Origin of the sequence: Aeromicrobium sp. 50.2.37 (genome assembly GCF_024655735.1) — a bacterium.
GTDB lineage: Bacteria > Actinomycetota > Actinomycetes > Propionibacteriales > Nocardioidaceae > Aeromicrobium.
In genome coordinates this window covers 1-18,052 of record NZ_JANLGG010000027.1, presented here as the reverse complement: position 1 = coordinate 18,052, position 18,052 = coordinate 1, and the positions used below count along the sequence as shown (strand labels likewise).

The 18,052-nt window shown below is 71.0% G+C and carries 19 protein-coding genes and 4 tRNA genes; 11 read left to right on the top strand and 12 right to left on the bottom strand.

The features are described from left to right. The first annotated feature begins 82 nt into the window (after nt 1-82). The 3 genes from NUV38_RS13955 to NUV38_RS13945 are packed head-to-tail and all read left to right on the top strand — an operon-like array spanning nt 83 to nt 1,895. Nucleotides 83-958 carry a YihY/virulence factor BrkB family protein gene (locus NUV38_RS13955; RefSeq protein WP_257729701.1) on the top strand — a complete coding sequence of 292 codons (876 nt, stop codon included), beginning with the start codon at nt 83-85 and terminating at the stop codon, nt 956-958. Nucleotides 959-969: 11 nt separating this feature from the next. Beyond that, a complete protein-coding gene (locus tag NUV38_RS13950) occupies nt 970-1,371 on the top strand; it encodes a DUF4333 domain-containing protein (protein WP_257729700.1) in 402 nt (133 codons plus the stop codon). A 2-nt stretch (nt 1,372-1,373) separates the two neighbouring features. Beyond that, nucleotides 1,374-1,895, top strand: a complete 522-nt coding sequence (locus tag NUV38_RS13945) for a hypothetical protein (protein WP_257729699.1) — start codon at nt 1,374-1,376, stop codon at nt 1,893-1,895. A gap of 267 nt (nt 1,896-2,162) precedes the next feature. Here the strand turns inward: NUV38_RS13945 and NUV38_RS13940 are convergent, their stop codons facing one another. The 5 genes from NUV38_RS13940 to NUV38_RS13920 form a co-directional block, all read right to left on the bottom strand. Then, nucleotides 2,163-2,369, bottom strand: a complete 207-nt coding sequence (locus NUV38_RS13940; RefSeq protein ID WP_257729698.1) for a hypothetical protein — start codon at nt 2,367-2,369, stop codon at nt 2,163-2,165. Nucleotides 2,370-2,421: 52 nt separating this feature from the next. Beyond that, a complete protein-coding gene (locus NUV38_RS13935) occupies nt 2,422-2,700 on the bottom strand; it encodes a hypothetical protein (RefSeq protein WP_257729697.1) in 279 nt (92 codons plus the stop codon). Between the two features lie 452 nt (nt 2,701-3,152). Further along, a tRNA-Val gene (locus NUV38_RS13930) sits at nt 3,153-3,224 on the bottom strand. Nucleotides 3,225-3,258: 34 nt separating this feature from the next. Then, nucleotides 3,259-3,329, bottom strand: a tRNA-Cys gene (locus NUV38_RS13925). A 25-nt stretch (nt 3,330-3,354) separates the two neighbouring features. Continuing rightward, nucleotides 3,355-3,426 (bottom strand) — tRNA-Gly (locus NUV38_RS13920). Nucleotides 3,427-3,519: 93 nt separating this feature from the next. Here NUV38_RS13920 and NUV38_RS13915 point away from each other — a divergent pair. The 3 genes from NUV38_RS13915 to NUV38_RS13905 all read left to right on the top strand — a co-directional run bounded on the left by NUV38_RS13915 (nt 3,520) and on the right by NUV38_RS13905 (nt 5,039). Further along, nucleotides 3,520-4,356: an aminotransferase class IV gene (locus NUV38_RS13915; protein ID WP_257729696.1), complete on the top strand. Its 837-nt coding sequence runs from the start codon at nt 3,520-3,522 to the stop codon at nt 4,354-4,356. A gap of 52 nt (nt 4,357-4,408) precedes the next feature. After that, a tRNA-Val gene (locus tag NUV38_RS13910) sits at nt 4,409-4,480 on the top strand. 73 nt (nt 4,481-4,553) lie between these two features. Further along, the gene (locus tag NUV38_RS13905; protein WP_257729695.1) at nt 4,554-5,039 is read left to right on the top strand and encodes a YbaK/EbsC family protein; all 486 of its coding nucleotides are present in this window, start codon (nt 4,554-4,556) and stop codon (nt 5,037-5,039) included. 66 nt (nt 5,040-5,105) lie between these two features. Here the strand turns inward: NUV38_RS13905 and NUV38_RS13900 are convergent, their stop codons facing one another. The 5 genes from NUV38_RS13900 to NUV38_RS13880 all read right to left on the bottom strand — a co-directional run bounded on the left by NUV38_RS13900 (nt 5,106) and on the right by NUV38_RS13880 (nt 8,403). Then, nucleotides 5,106-5,309 (bottom strand): hypothetical protein, encoded by a 204-nt coding sequence (locus NUV38_RS13900; protein WP_055970547.1) that lies wholly within the window; start codon nt 5,307-5,309, stop codon nt 5,106-5,108. A 19-nt stretch (nt 5,310-5,328) separates the two neighbouring features. Further along, on the bottom strand, nt 5,329-5,721 hold the full coding sequence (locus NUV38_RS13895) for a hypothetical protein (protein ID WP_055970545.1): 393 nt from the start codon (nt 5,719-5,721) through the stop codon (nt 5,329-5,331). Nucleotides 5,722-5,819: 98 nt separating this feature from the next. Next, on the bottom strand, nt 5,820-6,416 hold the full coding sequence (locus tag NUV38_RS13890; protein ID WP_257729694.1) for an acetoacetate decarboxylase family protein: 597 nt from the start codon (nt 6,414-6,416) through the stop codon (nt 5,820-5,822). Then, entirely contained in the window at nt 6,407-7,828 is a 1,422-nt protein-coding gene (locus NUV38_RS13885) for an NAD(P)/FAD-dependent oxidoreductase (RefSeq protein ID WP_257729693.1), read from the bottom strand. The genes NUV38_RS13890 and NUV38_RS13885 overlap by 10 nt, the downstream gene beginning before the upstream one ends. Next, the gene (locus tag NUV38_RS13880) at nt 7,825-8,403 is read right to left on the bottom strand and encodes a TetR/AcrR family transcriptional regulator (RefSeq protein WP_257729692.1); all 579 of its coding nucleotides are present in this window, start codon (nt 8,401-8,403) and stop codon (nt 7,825-7,827) included. The genes NUV38_RS13885 and NUV38_RS13880 overlap by 4 nt, the downstream gene beginning before the upstream one ends. A gap of 56 nt (nt 8,404-8,459) precedes the next feature. Here NUV38_RS13880 and NUV38_RS13875 point away from each other — a divergent pair, with 56 nt between their 5' ends. Then, nucleotides 8,460-10,169, top strand: coding sequence for a GMC oxidoreductase (locus tag NUV38_RS13875; protein ID WP_257729691.1), 1,710 nt, complete (start codon nt 8,460-8,462; stop codon nt 10,167-10,169). Nucleotides 10,170-10,178: 9 nt separating this feature from the next. Here the strand turns inward: NUV38_RS13875 and NUV38_RS13870 are convergent, their stop codons facing one another. After that, entirely contained in the window at nt 10,179-10,637 is a 459-nt protein-coding gene (locus NUV38_RS13870; protein WP_257729690.1) for an Lrp/AsnC family transcriptional regulator, read from the bottom strand. Further along, nucleotides 10,634-12,019, bottom strand: coding sequence for an aspartate aminotransferase family protein (locus NUV38_RS13865; RefSeq protein WP_257729689.1), 1,386 nt, complete (start codon nt 12,017-12,019; stop codon nt 10,634-10,636). Before NUV38_RS13865 ends, NUV38_RS13870 begins: the two co-directional genes overlap by 4 nt. Before the next feature lie 151 nt (nt 12,020-12,170). Between NUV38_RS13865 and NUV38_RS13860 the strand changes: the two genes are divergently transcribed. The 4 genes from NUV38_RS13860 to NUV38_RS13845 all read left to right on the top strand — a co-directional run. Then, nucleotides 12,171-13,724, top strand: coding sequence for an APC family permease (locus NUV38_RS13860; RefSeq protein WP_257729688.1), 1,554 nt, complete (start codon nt 12,171-12,173; stop codon nt 13,722-13,724). A 1-nt stretch (nt 13,725) separates the two neighbouring features. Then, complete coding sequence (locus NUV38_RS13855; protein ID WP_257729687.1) at nt 13,726-14,973, top strand: saccharopine dehydrogenase family protein; 1,248 nt, start codon at nt 13,726-13,728, stop codon at nt 14,971-14,973. A gap of 100 nt (nt 14,974-15,073) precedes the next feature. After that, complete coding sequence (gene thrS / locus NUV38_RS13850) at nt 15,074-17,059, top strand: threonine--tRNA ligase (protein ID WP_257729686.1); 1,986 nt, start codon at nt 15,074-15,076, stop codon at nt 17,057-17,059. Between the two features lie 64 nt (nt 17,060-17,123). Continuing rightward, on the top strand, nt 17,124-18,052 hold a 929-nt coding region (locus NUV38_RS13845; protein WP_257729685.1), incomplete at its 3' end, for a hypothetical protein.

Genomic DNA, 18,052 nt, shown 5'->3' with positions numbered 1-18,052 from the left:
TCGGCGCCGTCCCGATCGACGTGGGGGATCGCCTGGCGCGACGGTGCGCTGCGGAGGGGATGCATGTCGATACCGTAGAGCCATGGCGGCTGAACGGGTAGCACGCCCGGCGGCTGTCGACCTGCTGGCGCGGGTCACGGCGCGCACCGTCTCGCGCTGCATCACCCACCGGGTCACCGGGCTCGCGGCCGAGGCCGCGTTCTTCGCGATCTTGTCGTTGCCGCCGCTCGTCTTCGGGCTCGCCGGCACGATCGGCTTCGTCGCGGAGCGCTACGACGTCGCGCAGGTCGACGTGCTCAAGGACCGCGTGCTCGACCTGTCCTCGCAGGCCCTCACCCAGGGCACGGTCGACCAGGTCATCGCGCCGACCCTGGACGAGGTGCTGAGCTCGGGCCGCATCGACGTGGTGTCCATCGGCTTCGTGCTGGCCCTGTGGTCGGGGTCGAGGGCGCTCAACGTCTTCCTCGACACGATCTCGATCCTCTACGGACTCGGCGGGGTGCGCGGCATCGTCAAGACCCGTGCCCTGTCGTTCTCGCTGTACGTGGTGGCGCTGGCGCTCGCGATCATCGTGGTCCCGCTCGTCCTGGCCGGGCCGGAGGTGGCGGCGTCGATCGTGCCCTCCCAGCTGTCGGTGCTGGAGCCTCTGTACTGGCCGGCGGTGCTGCTCGTCTCCGTGGGGTTCCTCGCGTCGCTCTACCACCTGGCCGTCCCCGTGAAGGTGTCGTGGCGCTCGGGGCTCCCCGGAGCGTTCTTCACGATGGCCCTGTGGATCGGCGGCAGTCTGCTCGTCCGCTGGGCCCTGGGGTTCTCCACCGGGGGGACGTCGATCTACGGCCCGCTGGCGGCTCCGATCGCCGTGCTGCTGTGGTTGTACGTCCTGTCGATCGCGGTGCTCATCGGTGCTGCGATCAACGCCTCGCTCGACGAGCAACGCCACCCCCGCGTCGACCGCTAGGATCGGCGCCTGTGAAGGGTTTGCGGAAGGTGGCTGCGCTCGTCGTCGTGCTCCTGGGCGTGGCGGCGCTGCTGTTCGCCCTGAGGTCCTGCAGCAGCGACGACGACGCCGGTTCCGAGCCCGAGTCGACCGCGTCGGCCGAGCCGACCGCGCCTCCGTCGTTGGCGGCGGCCAAGATGTCGACGACCAAGATCGAGCAGACCATCAAGGCGCGGCTGGACCAGAACGCCGGCCGCCCCACCCGCATCGAGTGCCCGGAGCGGGTGGCGCAGAAGATCGGCACGACCTTCGACTGCGAGGTGTTCTTCGACGACGAGCCGGACACGGCCGCGATCGCGACGGCCGCGGTCGAGATCGACGGCCCCGACGGCCACTACGTGTGGACGTCGACGCCGAAGTCGCAGGGGGAGTGACCATGTCCGGTGCACGCAAGGTGCTGCCGTGGCTCGTGCTCACGGTGCTGGTCCTGGCCGGCGGCGTCTTCGGGCTGCGCTCATGGGTCGGCACCGAGGCGGCGTCGGACGACTCCGCCTCGCCCGGTGTGGTGAGCGAGTCGGTCGCGCCGACCCCGTCGACCAGTGTCTCGGCCTCGCCCACGGCGGAGCCGACCCCCAGTGAGACCCCGTCGGCCACGCCGACAGCGACGCGGACCACCGCGGCTCCGCTGGCCACGTCCGCTCCGCGTCGCACCGCGGCCCCGGCGCCGCGCACCACCCGGACCACCGGCGCCGTCGTGGCGCGCATCAAGTCCTCGCTCGACGCCAAGGGCGAGCCGACGTCGGTCTGGTGCCCGCCTCGGGTGTCCGCGGCCGTGGGGACCACCTTCAGCTGCACCGTGGCCTACGCGTCCGCCCCGGCCACGGTCATCGCCGACGCGACCGTGCGGATCACCTCTCGCCAGGGTCAGTTCACCTGGCGGTCGAGCTCGCGGTCCTGACCGACGCTGCGCCGTCCTCGGCGCGTCCTCGGCGAAGCTGCGCGATCCCGGACCCCCGCGCGGGAGTCCGGGACCACTGGCACGCGCAGCTGTGGTCTCAACCAACGGTGCTGCCCTGCACGTTCCCCGGCCCGAGGAGTCCGAAACACACCCGGTCAGAGGGAGCGGACGTCTCGATCGGGATCCGGCGCAGGACGAGGCCCGAAGGTGCCGGTCGTCACGGCATCGCGGCGCCGGCCAGTGGCGTCGACCGCAGGCCGCGGGGGCTCACATCGGTGCGGTGGACCTCGCGAGGGACCTGCCGTCGACGGGTGTCGGCCCGATGTCCAGGCCGGCGGCTCGGGTCGGCTTCTCGACGGAGACGTCGCCGACGTCGTGGAGCGCGCAGACCGGCACGGCGAAGCGCGCGTCGTCCAGCTCCAGCTGCGACAGCGTGGACGCCGTCTCGTGGCAGTTGACCTCCGCGCACTTCATGCACCGATGGTGCGCCGCGATCGGCGTTTGCGCCAGTCGCCGTGCCGATCGTTCATCTTCCGGTCGCCGAGCGCCGCGCCGGGGGAGCGGCAGCGGCGGGCCGTAGCCGGGCTGCCGGGAGCCAGTTCAGGACGACGGCGCCCTCGGGCAGGATCATCGCGACGTGGGCCCACCACTGTCCGTCGCGGCGTTCCCACGTGATCAGCAGCCCGGGGTAGGGCGCCATGTCCGGGTGCTTCGCGGACGGGGCGACCCAGACGTGCCGAATCCGCTCGGCCCGCTCGAGGTGGTCGGCGGGGGAGCGGTCTCCGTAACGACGGTTGGCGCCCACGGCGCGATCGTACTCGAACAGGTGATCGAATGCGACGGACGGTGGTCGGACGCACCGCGACGAGAAGGCCCTGGACTCGTCGAGCTTCCGGAGCCTTCTCGACCTGGGTGTTGCCCGGTTCGAGCCGGCGGCTTCTCCGTACCAGCGGCGGCCTGTCACGAGCCGCGGGTCGGCGTGAAGATGAGTGGACCCCCGGCTCGTCTTGGGAGTGGGTGAGCCGGGGGTCGTGCGCGCACCTGCATTCCACCACCTGCGCGCTTCACACGGGGTAGGGCGACTGTGAAGTCGTCGCGGGGCACTGAGGCGCGGTGCTCGGCGGCGTGGGGTGCGCCAGCGGGGGAGTCTCGTGCGGAGAGTCCCACGGCACGTGCACGGCATGAGCGGGCGTAGCGGCCGTGGGGAGAAAGACGAGAAGGCCCCGGATTCGGCGAGATTCCGGAGCCTTCTCGAAGTGGGCGATACTGGGTTTGAACCAGTGACCTCTTCCGTGTCAGGGAAGCGCGCTACCGCTGCGCCAATCGCCCGAGGGTGGTGCTGTTCAGTTGGTGCGTCGTGTCGAGGTGGGTACGGGATTTGAACCCGTGTACACGGATTTGCAGTCCGTTGCCTCGCCTCTCGGCCAACCCACCGCTGGATGGGTATGGAGACCCTCCGAGCGGACAACGAGATTCGAACTCGCGACCCTCACCTTGGCAAGGTGATGCTCTACCACTGAGCTATGTCCGCATTCGCACCGTTTCCGGCGCGGGAAGAAACATTAGCCGATGGGCTCCGGCGCACCAAACGGGGGGTCGTCGTCGACGGGGGTACGGTGACGACATGCGCGCCTGGGTGGACGGACGAGTCCTCGGATCACCGGAAGAACCGGCCATCAGCGTCCTCGACCACGGGCTCGTGGTCGGCGACGGAGTCTTCGAGACGATCGCCGTGGACAAGGGGGTGCCGTTCGCCCTCACGCGCCACCTCGAGCGGCTGGCCGGCTCGGCCGAGGGTCTCGGCATCGGGCGCCCCGACCTCGGCCTCCTGCGGGAGGGTGTCGCCGCCACGATGGACGGGCAGGACCTGCCCTTCGGTCGGATCCGCATCACCGTGACGTCCGGTCGGGGCCCCCTCGGCTCGCCGCGCGGCGACCACGGGCTCACGCACGTGGTGGTCACCGAGCCGGCCGAGCGTCCGCCCTCGGTCGCGTCGATCGCCACCGTGCCGTGGCCCCGCAACGAGCGCGGCGCGCTGGCCGGGCTCAAGACCACGTCGTACGCCGAGAACGCGAAGATGGTGGAGGCTGCCCGGGCCGCGGGTGCGTCGGAGGCCGTCATGCCCAACACCCAGGGCCACCTCTGCGAGGGCACGGGGTCGAACATCATGTACGTCCTCGACGGCACGCTGGTCACGCCGACGCTGGCGTCCGGCTGCCTCGCGGGCATCACGCGTGCCCTCGCCCTCGAGTGGCTCTCGGCCGAGCTCGACGTCGTCGAGCGCGACGCACCCATCGAGGTCCTGGCCGACGCCGACGAGGTGGTGCTCGTCGGCACGACCCGCGACATCCAGGCCATCTCCCACGTCGACGGCCGCGCGGTCGGTGCGGCCCCCGGCCCGATCACCCAGCAGGCGCAGGCCATCTGGGCGCGCGAGGCGGCCAAGCACTCCGACCCGTAGGGAACCGAGTGGGACCGTCGTGGAGCCGTGCGTTAAGGTTCTGTGCGTCCCCGGGCGATTGGCGCAGTGGTAGCGCGCTTCGTTCACACCGAAGAGGTCACTGGTTCGAACCCAGTATCGCCCACCGACACCGAAGCCCCCGGCCCAGCGCCGGGGGCTTCGTCGTGCGTCCGCCGGGCGCTCCTACGATGGCGGGCATGTCGATCGAGACCGCCCGCGCCCACCTCGCCCGCTTCGGCCGCGACGGCGACGTCGTGGAGACGTCGGGGTCCAGTGCGACCGTCGAGCTCGCTGCCGCCGAGCTGGGTGTGGAACCGGCGCGGATCGCGAAGACGCTGGGCTTCTACGGAGCCGAGCCGGGCACGAGCATCCTCGTGGTGGCGGCCGGCGACGCACGGGTCGACAACGCGGCGTTCAAGGCCGCCTTCGGCATCAAGGCGCGCATGCTGAAGCCCGACGACGTCGAGGCCCTCACCGGGCACGCCGTCGGCGGTGTGTGCCCGTTCGCCAACCCCGACGTCGCGGCCGTGCACCTCGACGCCTCACTACGGCGCTTCACGTCGGTGTTCCCGGCCGTCGGCAACGCCGCGTCGGCCGTCGAGCTGAGGCCCGACGAGCTCGAGGTCGTGGCCGAGCCGGTGGGCTGGGTCCAGGTCACGAAGGACCCCGCGCCGGCGTCCTGACGCCTTCGCGTCGATCCACGGAGTCAGGACCGACCCCAACGCGTCAGGACGCGCGCGCGGGCGCGCTCAGGTGGTCTCGGCGGTGCCGAGGGGGTCGAGCCGGGTCCAGCCGCGGTCGGTGTGGCGCTCGAGCCGGAGCCCGCGCCCCTCGCCCGCGGACGGGCCCTCGAAGGGGTGGCTGGAGCGCCAGGCCACGGCAGCCTGGTCGTGCTCCAGGGATCGCTCGGCGACGACGTCGCCGTCCTCGGTGGTCAGTCGGTAGTCGGCCATGGGTCCACCGTGCACCGGATCACTCGCCCGTGCACTCCGCGTAGGCCTTGCCGTACTCCTCGGTGTCCTGCACGGGCGACGCGGTCGGCGCCTCGATCTGCTCGCCCGGACGGCCGTAGAGCTCGTCGTCGAACACGATGAGCGGCGGCCCGTCGACGCAGTCCGTCACCTCCTGGACCCCGGCCTCCCCGTCGGCGACGCAGAGGTCGTAGTCGGCCGGGAGGTCGTCCCCGGCCTTCCAGACGCTCGAGCAGTCCGGTCCCGTGGGCACCGGCGACGCGCTGGCACTCGCTCCGTCGGAGCCGCGTGGCTGGTCCGAGGGACCTGAGCCGCCCGAGGGCTCGTCCGACCCTCCGGACGTGCAGCCGGCGGCGAGGACGGCGAGGAGCAGGATGCTGGCGAGACGACGCATCCCTCGAGGCTAGGCCATCGCATCCGGGGCCATCTCGCTCTGGGCCATCGCGTTCGGGGCCATCGCGCTCGGGGCCATCCCGCTCTGGGCCGTCGAGGTCAGGACGAGCGCCCGAAGAGCAGGGCGAAGCGCGGCACGCGCAGCGAGACGACGGGCCTGCGTCCGGAGAGCAGGCCGAGCACGCCGTCGAAGGTCCACGAGGCACGCACCAGCTGGGCGCTCACCCGCCCGCGCACCGGCGTGACGACCGACCGCCCGGTGCGGGCCTGGGCGATGCGGAAGCCGAGGGGCCAGCGTCCGGGGAGCGCCCGGGTGCGCTCGACGGTGGCTGACGCCAGGCCGAGGCCCTCGTGCCGCCGGCCCGGCTTCACGCGGAACTCGGCGAGGTCCTTCGGGATGGCCCACAGCGCCCGGCCACCGTCGCGGGACGCCTCGCTGTCGACCCAGATCCACGGGATCCACACGCGGAACCTCAGCCCACGGCGCACCAGCACCGTCGCCATGATCTCGTCGTAGGTGAGCGGGCTGGGCTCCTCGTACCGGAAGAACGCCGCCGTCACGACCGCCCGGCCGCGGAGGGTGACGATCGTCGTGCCTGGCGGCGGGGCGGGCAGGTCGGCGGCCGGCACGAGGAACACCGACGCCAGGGCCTGGCCGTGCAGGTCCCACGGCTCCGGGGGGTAGGTCACGTCCATGCGAAGTCCTCCGGCTCCACGGTCCGCACACGCCGGTGGTACGGGTAGGTCGACCCCGGCCAGTTCGACGTGATCCGGCCCGACGGATGGCGGTACCAGCTGTCGCAGCTGCCCCACACGGAGGACTCGAGCCGTTCCTGGACCTGCTGGTCGTACTCGGCCTCGACCTCGGGGCGCACGTCGACCGCCTCGTAGCCACCGGCCTCCATGCGGTCGAGCACCTGGCGCATGTGCCGGGCCTGCGCCTCGAGCATGTAGATGATCGAGCCGCCACCGAGGTTGGTGTTGGGCCCGTAGGAGACGAACAGGTTGGGGAATCCCGGCACGTACATCCCGAGGTGGGCGTGGGCCCCGTCGGTCCAGCGCTCGGCCAGAGGCTCGCCCCCGGCGCCGCGCACGTCGATCGAGCTCAGGAAGTCCTGCGAGTCGAATCCCGTGCCGTAGACGATCACGTCGACCTCGTGCACGGTGCCGTCGACCGTCTCGACGCCCTGGGGGAGGACTCGCACGATGCGATCGGCCACGACGTCGACGTGGTCACGCTCGAGGGTCGGGTAGAAGTTGTTGGAGAACAGGATCCGCTTGCACCCGATCGGGTAGTCGGGCGTCAACAGCTCGCGCAGGCGGGGGTCCTGCACCTGGCGGCGCAGGTGCGCGAGTGCTGCCTTCTGCTCGACCTTGCCGACCAGGCTTCCCTCGTCGAGGCCGCGTGAGAACTGCTCGCCGAACGTCCACCAGAGCGGGCGCTCCAGGCGGATGCCCGGTCGCCACCAGCGGGGGAGCGGACCGTCGGGCTTGGGCAGGATGTAGTTCGCCGAGCGCTGGAAGAGGGTCAGCTGCGTGGCCTCGTCCGCCAGGTGCGGCACGTACTGGATCGCGCTCGCGCCGACGCCGACCGCGGCCACGCGCTTGCCGCGCAGGTCGAGGTCGTGGTCCCAGCGGGCCGAGTGGAAGGAGTCACCGGCGAAGTCGTCGATGCCCGGCATGGCCGGCAGGCGCGGCTCCGAGAGCTGGCCCACGGCGCTCACGAGCACGTCGACCCGCTCGACGACGCCGTCGGAGAAGCCGACGTCCCAGCCCTGCACGTCCTCCTGCCAGTGGGCCGAGACCACCTCGCGGCCCAGTCGGACGCGGGGCGTGATGCCGTACTCGTCGGCGACCCGGTGCAGGTACTCCCGGATCTCCGGCTGCAGCGCGTACCGCTTCGACCACCGGGTGTTGACGGCGAAGGAGTACGAGTAGAGGGGTGACGGGACGTCGCACCCGGCACCGGGGTACGTGTTGTCGCGCCACACCCCTCCGATGTCGTCGCCGCGCTCCCAGAGGCGGACGTCGTGGTGGCCGTGCGAGAGCAGCTCTGCTGCGACCGCGATGCCGCCGAAGCCGGAGCCGATGATGCCGACGGATGTCATGACGCCTCCAGGACGTGGACGAGGTGGGTGGTGAGCAGGGCGAGGACGTCCTCGCGGGCGAGGGTGCCGCGCTGCAACCACTCGCGGCACAACGCCTTCACGTAGGCGGCCGAAGCCCGCAGCCGCGCGCGCAGGTCGGGGGAGTCGGGCAGGCCCACGGCATCGAGGACGAGGCGTGCCGCGCGGTCGTCGGCCTCGTCCACGATCCGCTGCAGGTCGGACTCGCCGTTCAGCTCGGCCGCGCCGGCGGCCGCCACCCAGGCCTGGCCGTACGTCTGGGCGGCGTCGAGGATCCAGTCCATCGTCACGCGGACGCGCTCCTCGAGCGGCAGGTGCAGGAGGTCCGGCAGCTCGCTCGCGGGCATGAGCAGCGAGTCGCGCATGACGGCGAGGAAGATCTCGCGCTTGGAGCCGAAGTAGTGGTGCAGGAGGCCGCGAGTGACCCCCGCCGCGCGAGCGAGCTCGGCGAGCGAGACGTCGTCGTAGGATCGCTCGGCGTAGAGCGAGCGGGCGGCCTCGACGATCTGGCGTCGCCGGGCGTCGGGCTCGAGCCGGGTGCGGTTGAGGGCATTCACGGGACGAGTGAACAACGCTATTGGCAAAGTGTCAACAAGCGGGTACGGTGCCGGACATGAAGCACTACGACGTCGTGGTGGTGGGTTCGGGGTTCGGCGGCAGCGTCAGCGCCCTGCGACTCACCGAGAAGGGGTACTCGGTCGCCGTCATGGAGGCCGGCCGGCGGTTCGCCGACGACCAGCTGCCCGAGACCTCCTGGCGGCTGCGCCGCTACCTCTGGGCCCCGTGGGCCCGGTGCTTCGGGATCATGCGCATCACGCCCCTGAAGGACGTCCTGATCGCCAGCGGCGCCGGCGTCGGCGGCGGCTCCCTGGTGTACGCCAACACGCTGTACCAGCCGCTCGACGGCTTCTACGACGATCCGCAGTGGGCGCACGTCACCGACTGGCGCGACGAGCTGGCCCCGCACTACGACCAGGCCAAGCGGATGCTCGGCGTGGCCACGTACCCCGGCCACACGCTGCCCGACCGGCTCATGGCCGAGGTGGCCCAGGAGCTCGGCGTCGGCGACACCGTGCACGCCGCCGACGTCGGCGTGCTCTTCGGCGACCGTCCCGGTGAGGACGTCGGCGACCCGTACTTCGGGGGTGCGGGACCGAGCCGCCGCACCTGCACCGAGTGCGGTGCCTGCATGACCGGGTGCCGCCGCAACGCCAAGAACACCCTCGTCAAGAACTACCTGTACCTCGCGGAGAGCGCCGGCGCCGAGGTCCATCCCCTGACGACCGTCACCGACGTCCGGCCGCGGCCCGGTGGCGGCTACGAGGTACGCACCCGGCGCACGGGCAACCGGCTGCGTCGACGTCGCTTCAGCGCCGACCACGTGGTCTTCGCCGGCAACGCGCTGAACACCCAGGACCTGCTGCACCGCCTGCGGCGACGGTCGTTGCCGCACCTCTCCGACCGCGTCGGCGAGCTCAGCCGCACCAACTCCGAGGCCGTCCTCTCGGCCCGCGCGAGCGCCAAGGACGCCGACGTCACCCCGGGCATCGCGATCACCTCGTCGTTCCACCCCGACCCCGTGACCCACGTGGAGCCGGTGCGCTACGGCCGTGGCTCCGGGGCCCTCAGCCTGATGAACATGGCGCTGGCCGACCACCGGGGCGGCGGATCGCAGCTGCGCAAGGTGCTGCGGAGCTACCGCGGCCTCGGCCTGCGACGGTCGCTCCGTCTGCACGACCCGCGCCGCTGGGCCGAGCAGTCGATCGTCGTGCTGGTCATGCAGTCGCTCGACAACTCCGTCACCACGTTCCTGAAGCGCGGCCCGTTCGGGCTGCGCATGACCAGCCGCCAGGGCAAGGGCGAGCCCAACCCGTCGCGGATCCCCGTGGCCGACCACGTGGCGCGTGAGCTCGCCGACAAGCTCGACGGTGTGCCGGGCGGCTCGTTCGGCGAGCTGGTCGGCATCCCGCTCACGGCTCACTTCATCGGCGGGTGCGCGATCGGCGCCTCGCCCGAGGAGGGCGTCATCGATCCCTACCAGCGGCTCTACGGCCACGACGGCCTCCACGTGGCCGACGGGTCCGCCATCAGTGCCAACCTCGGCGTCAACCCGTCGCTCACCATCACCGCCCAGGCCGAGCGCGCGATGTCGTTCTGGCCCAACAAGGGCGAGCCCGACCCGCGTCCTGCGCTGGGGGAGCCGTACGAGCGCCTCGACGCGGTCGCGCCATGGTCCCCGGTCGTGCCCGACGACGCCCCGGGTGCCCTGGTGCTCCCCATGCCGACCGTCAGGCCGGGAGCCCGCGCGCAGGTCGAGGCCTGAACCGACCCGTCAGTCCGGGACGCCCCACGAGTAGGTCTGCTTGACCAGCTTGAGGTACATGAAGGTCTCGGTGCTCATCACGTCCTCGCGGGACCGGATCTTCTCCGACAGCACCGTCAGCAGGTGCTCGTCGCTCTCGCAGACCAGCTCGATGATGAGGTCGAACGACCCGGCCGTGATGACGACGTAGTCGACCTCCGGGATCTCGGCCAGCGCCTCCGCGAGCGGCTCGAGGGGACCGTTGGCCCGGATGGCGATCATGGCCTCGCGGGCGAAGCCCAGCTGCATCGGGTCGGTGACCGCGACGATGTTGATCACGCCGGCCTCGGTGAGCTTCTGGACGCGCTGGCGCACCGCGGCCTCCGACAGCCCGACCTCCTTGCCGATCGCGGCGTAGGACATGCGGCCGTCCGCCTGGAGCAGAGCGATGATGCGCTTGGCGACCTGGTCGAGCGCGGGTGCGGTCATGCGGAGATCCTCGCCCATGCCTCGCCGAGCACGGAACGCAGGACCTGCTCGATCTCGTCGAACTGGGCCTGGTCGGCGACCAGCGGCGGCGCGAGCTGCACCACCGGGTCGCCGCGGTCGTCGGCCCGGCAGTAGAGGCCGGCGTCGAGCAGTGCCGTGGACAGGAACCCGCGCAGCAGACGGTCGCACTCGTCGGGCGTGAAGGTCTCCTTGGTGGCCTTGTCCTTCACGAGCTCGATGCCGTAGAAGAACCCGTCCCCGCGGACGTCGCCGACGATCGGCAGGTCGAGCAGGGTCTGGAGCGTCCCGCGGAACGCACCCTCGGTCGCTCGCACGTGCTCGAGCAGCCCCTCGCGCTCGAAGAGGTCGAGGTTGGCCATCGCGACGGCGCACGACACGGGGTGACCGCCGAAGGTGTACCCGTGGGCGAAGCTCGTGCCCGTGCGCAGGAACGGCTCGGCCAGGCGGTCGCTCACGATCGTGGCGCCGAGCGGCGAGTAGCCGGACGTCAGCCCCTTCGCGCACGTGATCATGTCGGGCACGTAGTCGTAGCGCTCGGCGCCGAAGGTGGTGCCGAGCCGGCCGAAGGCGCAGATCACCTCGTCGGAGACGAGGAGCACGTCGTGCTCGTCGCAGATCTCGCGCACGCGCTGGAAGTAGCCGGGCGGGGGTGGGAAGCACCCGCCGGCGTTCTGCACCGGCTCCAGGAACACGGCGGCGACCGTGTCGGGTCCCTCGGCCTCGATGGCGACCCCGATCTGGTCGGCGGCCCAGCGTCCGAACGCCTCCAGGTCGTCCTCGTGCACCGGCGCCCGGTAGTGGTTGGTGTTCGGGACGCGGAAGGTCGACGGCACGAGGGGCTCGAACTGCTGCTTCAGCGTCGGCAGGCCGGTGATGGAGAGCGCGCCGTGCGTCGTGCCGTGGTAGGCGATCGACCGGCTGATCACCTTGTGCTTGAGCGGCTTGCCCACGAGCTTGAAGTAGTTCTTGGCCAGCTTCCACGCGGTCTCGACGGCCTCGCCGCCCCCGCTGGAGAAGAAGACACGGTTCAGGTCCCCGGGGGCGAGGGCCGCCAGACGCTCGGCCAGGTCGATCGCGGTGGGGTGGGCGTAGGACCACAGCGGGAAGAACGCGAGCTCCTGGGCCTGCCGAGCCGCGGCCTCGGCCAGCTCGCGGCGACCGTGACCGGCCTGCACCACGAACAGCCCGGCCAGTCCGTCGAGGTAGCGACGGCCGCGGTCGTCCCAGACGTAACAGCCCTCGCCGCGGGTGATCACCGGGACGTCGGCACCATCAGGGGACCTCAACGGGGCGAAGTGCATCCAGAGGTGGTCCTTGGCGGCCTTCTGACGTCGAGCGACCTCGGGGTCGTGTGGGGTCATGGTTCCTCCGATCACCTGCGAGTATTCGCGACGGATTGCGTCGAGTGCAAGGGTCCTCGCGTCTGATTGCGTAACGATCATGTGACGACTCTTGCGGATTCCGTTGGCGAGGTGCAGAGTTCGGTCATCGTCGGCGGAGCAGAGGAGCGTCATGTCTGAGGTCGAGGGAACCGGGCCGGGCAGCACGACCACGGCAGGCAAGAAGGGTTTGAAGGCCAACGCGATCGGGTTCTGGGAGGGCCTCTCGATCGGGCTCGACGCCACGGCGCCGGCCTACTCGATCGCGGCGGTCCTCGGGTCGATGGTGGTCGTGGCCGGCATCCACGCACCCGCGGTGATCTGGCTGTCGTTCGTCCCGATGTTCCTCATCGCCGGCGCGTTCCTCTACATGAACCGCGCCGACACGGACTGTGGCACGACGTTCTCCTGGGTCACGCGGGCGATGGGTCCCTGGATCGGCTGGGTCGGTGGCTGGGCCGTCTTCACCACCGGCGTCCTCGTGATCGGCTCCCTCGCCGACGTGGCCGCGCGCTACCTGTTCGTCATGGTGGGCGCCGACGACCTCGCCGCGAACCGCACCGTCGTCATCACCGTGGCCGTCGTGATCGTGCTCGTCATGACGTGGCTCTGCGTCCGGGGGACCGAGGCGTCGGCCAAGTTCCAGGTCTGGCTCGTCTTCGCCCAGGTCGGTGCGCTGCTGCTCTTCGTCCTCGTGGCGGTCGTGCGCCTGTTCATGGGCAACCTGCCCGCCGGGGCGACCAACCCCGACTGGAGCTGGCTCAGCCCGTCGGGCCTGACCTCCGACCAGCTGGTCAGCGGGCTGCTCATCGGCGTGTTCATCTACTGGGGCTGGGAGAGTGCGGTCAACCTGTCGGAGGAGTCCGAGGACGGCGACACCGCGCCCGGCCGGGCCGGGATCTGGAGCACGGTCATCCTGGTGGTCACGTACCTCGGGGTCGGCATCGTCACCATCGCCGCCGGTGGCGTCGACTTCGTGACCGGCTACGACGACGACGACGCCCTCTTCGGCGCCATCGGCGACCTGGTGCTCGGCCCGTTCGCGTTCATCCTCCTGCTGTCGATCATCACCTCGGGCATCGCGTCCACCCAGACGACGATCCTGCCCGCGTCCCGCGTCTCCTTGTCGATGGCGAGCGCCGGGGCGTTCCCGAAGATTTTCTCGCGCATCCACCAGAGCTACGGAACGCCGTCGTTCAGCACGTGGTTCATCGGCGGCGTCGCGATCCTCTGGTACGTCGGCGCGAGTGCGGTGAGCGACAACTTCCTGTTCGACTCGATCTCGGCGCTCTCGCTCATGATCGCCTTCTACTACGCCCTCACCGGCGTGGCGTGCGCGATCTACTGGCGCCGGCGCCTGTTCACGTCGGTCAAGGCGTTCCTGTTGATCGGTCTGGGCCCGCTGGTAGGTGCCGCGACGCTCTTCTACCTGCTGTTCGAGTCGGTGCGCTCCCTCGCCGACCCCTCGGCGTCCTACAGCGGCACCTCGGTGCTGGGGGTGGGTCTGCCGCTCGCGATCGCGGTGTTCTTCCTCGGTCTCGGCCTGGTGCTCATGCTCGCCTGGCGGTTCACGGTGGGCGCGGAGTTCTTCAGCCGCAAGGGCTTCGAGACCGTCTCGGACGCGGTGGCCCTCGCGGCGCTGGGACCGACGCGGCCGGGCGCGGCGCTGACCAAGGACGGGGAGTGACATGAGGATCCTGCTGGTCGGCTCGGGCGGCGTGGGGGCGGCGTTCACCGCCATCGCGGCGCGCCGCGACTTCTTCGAGACGATCGTGGTCGCCGACTACGACCGGTCGCGTGCGGACAAGGCAGTCGCCGCGCTCGACGACGACCGCTTCGTCGCCGCGCAGGTGGACGCGTCGTCCGCCGACGACGTCGCGACGCTGTGCCGGGACCACGGCGTGACCCACGTGATGAACGCCGTCGACCCGCGCTTCGTGATGCCGGTCTTCGAGGGCGCGCACGCCGCGGGCGCCGACTACGTCGACATGGCCATGTCGCTGTCGCGTCGGCACCCGGAGGAGCCGTACGCGAAGGTCGGCGTGAAGCTCGGCGACGAGCAGTTCGCGGTGGCCGACCAGTGGGAGTCCGACGGTCGCCTCGCCCTCGTGGGCATGGGCGTCGAGCCCGGTCTCTCCGACGTGTTCGCGCGCTACGCCGCCGACCACCTCTTCAGCTCCATCCGCGACCTCGGCACGCGCGACGGCGCCAACCTGGCCGTCCACGACGAGGACGGGAACGAGCTCTTCGCCCCGTCGTTCTCGATCTGGACCACGATCGAGGAGTGCCTGAACCCACCGGTGATCTGGGAGAAGGCACGCGCCGACGAGCCCGACGGGGGCTGGTTCGTCACGCCGCCGTTCTCCGAGCCCGAGGTCTTCGAGTTCCCCGAGGGGATCGGACCGGTCGAGTGCGTCAACGTCGAGCACGAGGAGGTGCTCCTCATGCCGCGCTGGGTCGACGCCGAGCGCGTGACGTTCAAGTACGGCCTGGGCGAGGACTTCATCAACGTCCTGCGTGCCCTGCACGACGTCGGCCTCGACCGGACCGACCCCGTGCAGGTGGCGTCGGCCGACGGCCCGGTCATGGTCTCCCCGCGCGACGTGGTGGCGGCCTGCCTGCCCGATCCGGCCACGATCGGTCCGCAGATGACCGGGAAGACCTGCGCCGGGCTGTGGGTCACGGGTGTCGGCAAGGACGGTGAGGAGCGCGAGACGTACCTCTACCACGTGGTCGACAACGAGTGGGCGATGCGCGAGTACGGGCACCAGTGCGTGGTGTGGCAGACGGCGGTCAACCCGGTCGTGGCGCTCGAGCTGCTCGCGAACGGCACCTGGAGCGGCGCCGGAGTGCTCGGCCCGGAGGCCTTCGACGCCGTGCCGTTCCTGGAGCTGCTCACCGAGTACGGCGCCCCGTGGGGCCAGCGCGACTCCTGAGGTCGTCCTGGCCTGCACCGGCCTGCGCGTGCCCCCTAGGGTGGTGGCAAGCAGCACGGCCCAGTCGTAGGGGTCGTCGAGAACCGAATGGAGCACCGCCATGTCCGTCACCGTGCACGTCGCCGTCGAGGCCGGGGCAGAACCCACCACCCAGACCGTGGACCACGGGACGAAGGCGTGGCAGCTCTTCGCCGAGCAGCCCGACGTGGTCGTCGCCCGCATCGACGGTGAGCTGCGCGACCTGTCCACCGTGCTCGTCGACGGATCCACCGTCGAGCCCGTCGCGATCGACAGCCCCGACGGCCTCGACGTGCTGCGCCACTCGGCCGCCCACGTCATGGCGCAGGCCGTGCAGGAGCTCTTCCCGGACGCGAAGCTCGGCATCGGTCCGCCGATCACCGACGGCTTCTACTACGACTTCGACGTCGAGGAGCCGTTCAAGCCCGAGGACCTCCAGGCCATCGAGTCGCGGATGAAGAAGATCGTCAAGGAGGGACAGCGGTTCGACCGTCGCGAGACCAGCGACGACGACGCCCGCGCCGAGCTCGCCGACGAGCCGTACAAGCTCGAGCTGATCGGCCTCAAGTCGCAGGCCGGCTCCACCGAGGGCGCGAGCGTGGAGGTGGGCGAGGGCGGCCTGAGCATCTACGACAACGTCAAGCGCGACGGCTCCCTGGCGTGGAAGGACCTGTGCCGCGGCCCGCACCTGCCCACCACCAAGCGCATCCCGGCCTTCACGCTCATGCGCTCGGCCGCCGCCTACTGGCGCGGCGACGAGAAGAACAAGCAGCTGCAGCGCATCTACGGCACCGCCTGGCCCACCAAGGAGGCGCAGGAGGACTACCTGCACCGCCTCGAGGAGGCCCAGCGTCGTGACCACCGCCGGCTGGGCACCGAGCTGGACCTCTACAGCTTCCCCGACGAGATCGGCTCCGGCCTGCCCGTCTTCCACCCGCGCGGTGGCGTCATCAAGCGGGAGATGGAGGACTACGTCCGTCGTCGGCACATCGAGGAGGGCTTCGAGTACGTCGGCACCCCGCACATCGCCAAGGAGGGGCTCTTCCACACCTCCGGCCACCTGCCCTACTACGGCGAGGGCATGTTCCCCTCGCTCGACGTGGACGGGCAGGAGTACCGCCTCAAGGCGATGAACTGCCCGATGCACAACATCATCTACCGCTCGCGGCAGCGCTCGTACCGTGAGCTGCCGCTGCGGCTGTTCGAGTTCGGCCACGTGTACCGCAACGAGAAGTCGGGCGTGATCCACGGCCTGACCCGCGTGCGCGGGTTCGCGCAGGACGACTCGCACTCGTACGTCACCCCCGAGCAGGCGCCCGACGAGATCCGCCACCTGCTGAACTTCATGCTGAGCCTGCTGCGCGACTTCGGGCTCGACGACTTCTACCTCGAGCTGTCCACGCGCGACGACCGCAAGGACAAGTTCATCGGCTCCCACGAGGACTGGGAGGTCGCCACGCAGGTGCTCGCCGACGTGGCCGCCGAGACCGGCATCGAGCTCGTGCCCGACCCGGGCGGAGCGGCGTACTACGGCCCCAAGATCTCGGTCCAGGCCCGTGACGCCATCGGCCGCACCTGGCAGATGGGCACCGTGCAGTACGACTTCAACCAGCCGTCGCCCGAACGCTTCGGTCTCGAGTACGTCGCGGCCGACGGCACCCGCCAGCAGCCGGTGATGATCCACTCGGCCAAGTTCGGCTCGATCGAGCGGTTCCTCGGCGTGCTCGTGGAGCACTACGCGGGCGCCTTCCCTCCGTGGCTCGCCCCGGTGCAGGCCGTCGGCATCCCGGTCGCGGAGCGGCACGCCGAGTACCTGCACACCCTGGGCCAGCGGCTCAAGGGTGCCGGCATCCGGTTCGAGGTCGACGACTCCGACGAGCGCATGCAGAAGAAGATCCGCACCGCGCAGACGCAGAAGGTGCCCTTCATGCTCATCGTCGGCGACAACGACGTCGAGGCCGACGCCGTCTCGTTCCGCTACCGCAACGGGGAGCAGGAGAACGGCGTCCCGGTCGACGACGCGGTGCGCCGCATCCTCGAGGCCGTCGCGTCGCGCGAGCAGGTCTGAAGAGGGTCGTACAGACTTCTCGGTTCCGTGGATCCGGGGTCCGGGCGTGCCCTAGAGTTCCCTCGTGAACCGGGGGACCAGGCGCGTCGCGCCGCTGCTTATCGCTGTGCTCGCCTGGGGCCTGCTCGGCTCTGCCGCCCAGGCGGACGAGCCGATCTCTCTCGGACCCGTCGGCCCGACTTCGCGCTGCGTCGATCACGGTGTCGCGATGGAGCTCCCGCTCGTCCAACGCGTCGGAGGTGAACCCCTGACGGGTCGCCTGGTGCGGTGGGAGTACCGCACGGACACGGCGGACGAGGGTGCATGGACCGCGACGGATCCGGTCCCGATCGACGAGCAGGGTTTCGCCGCGCCGCCGACCATCGACGCGGCCGTGCCAGAGCGGGCACAGGTGCGCGTCGCCGTGCTGACGAGCGCCGGCCGCTGGCTGCGCGTCGGCAACCTGGTGGTCTACAAGGCGGCGCGGACGACGCTGCTGCGCGACGCGGACGTGCGGCTCGACGCTCCCGCGGAGAAGCCGTGGTCCCGCGAGATCTTCGTCGGCGGTGTGTCGCCGCTCTACGAGGCGCCGCGCGCCGACGGCGGCTGCGAAGGCGTTCCGGCCCGCGGTGTCGACGTGGACGTGTGGGCCACCCACGAGCTCACGGGGGAGCGGTCACTGCTCGGCCGGGTCGCCGTCGAGCGGAGCATCTGGTCGCTGAAGACCTACCTCCCGACGACCGGTCCGTACCGGGTCTCCATCGACCAGGTCCGTGGCGACGACCGACGCACGATCGCGACGGGCGCGAGCGTCACGGCGGTGCCCGACACGACGCGCCTGGGCGTGAACGTCCCGAAGGGCGTCACCTGGACCACCGCGCCGGCCGGCCACCTTATGTGGTGGATGCCGAGGGGCGCCCGTTTCTCCCTCGACGTCCGGCAGGGGCAGGACGAGTGGCGGGGGGGGGGGGGGGGGGGGGGGGGGCGGGGGGGGGGGGGGGGGGGGGGGGGGGG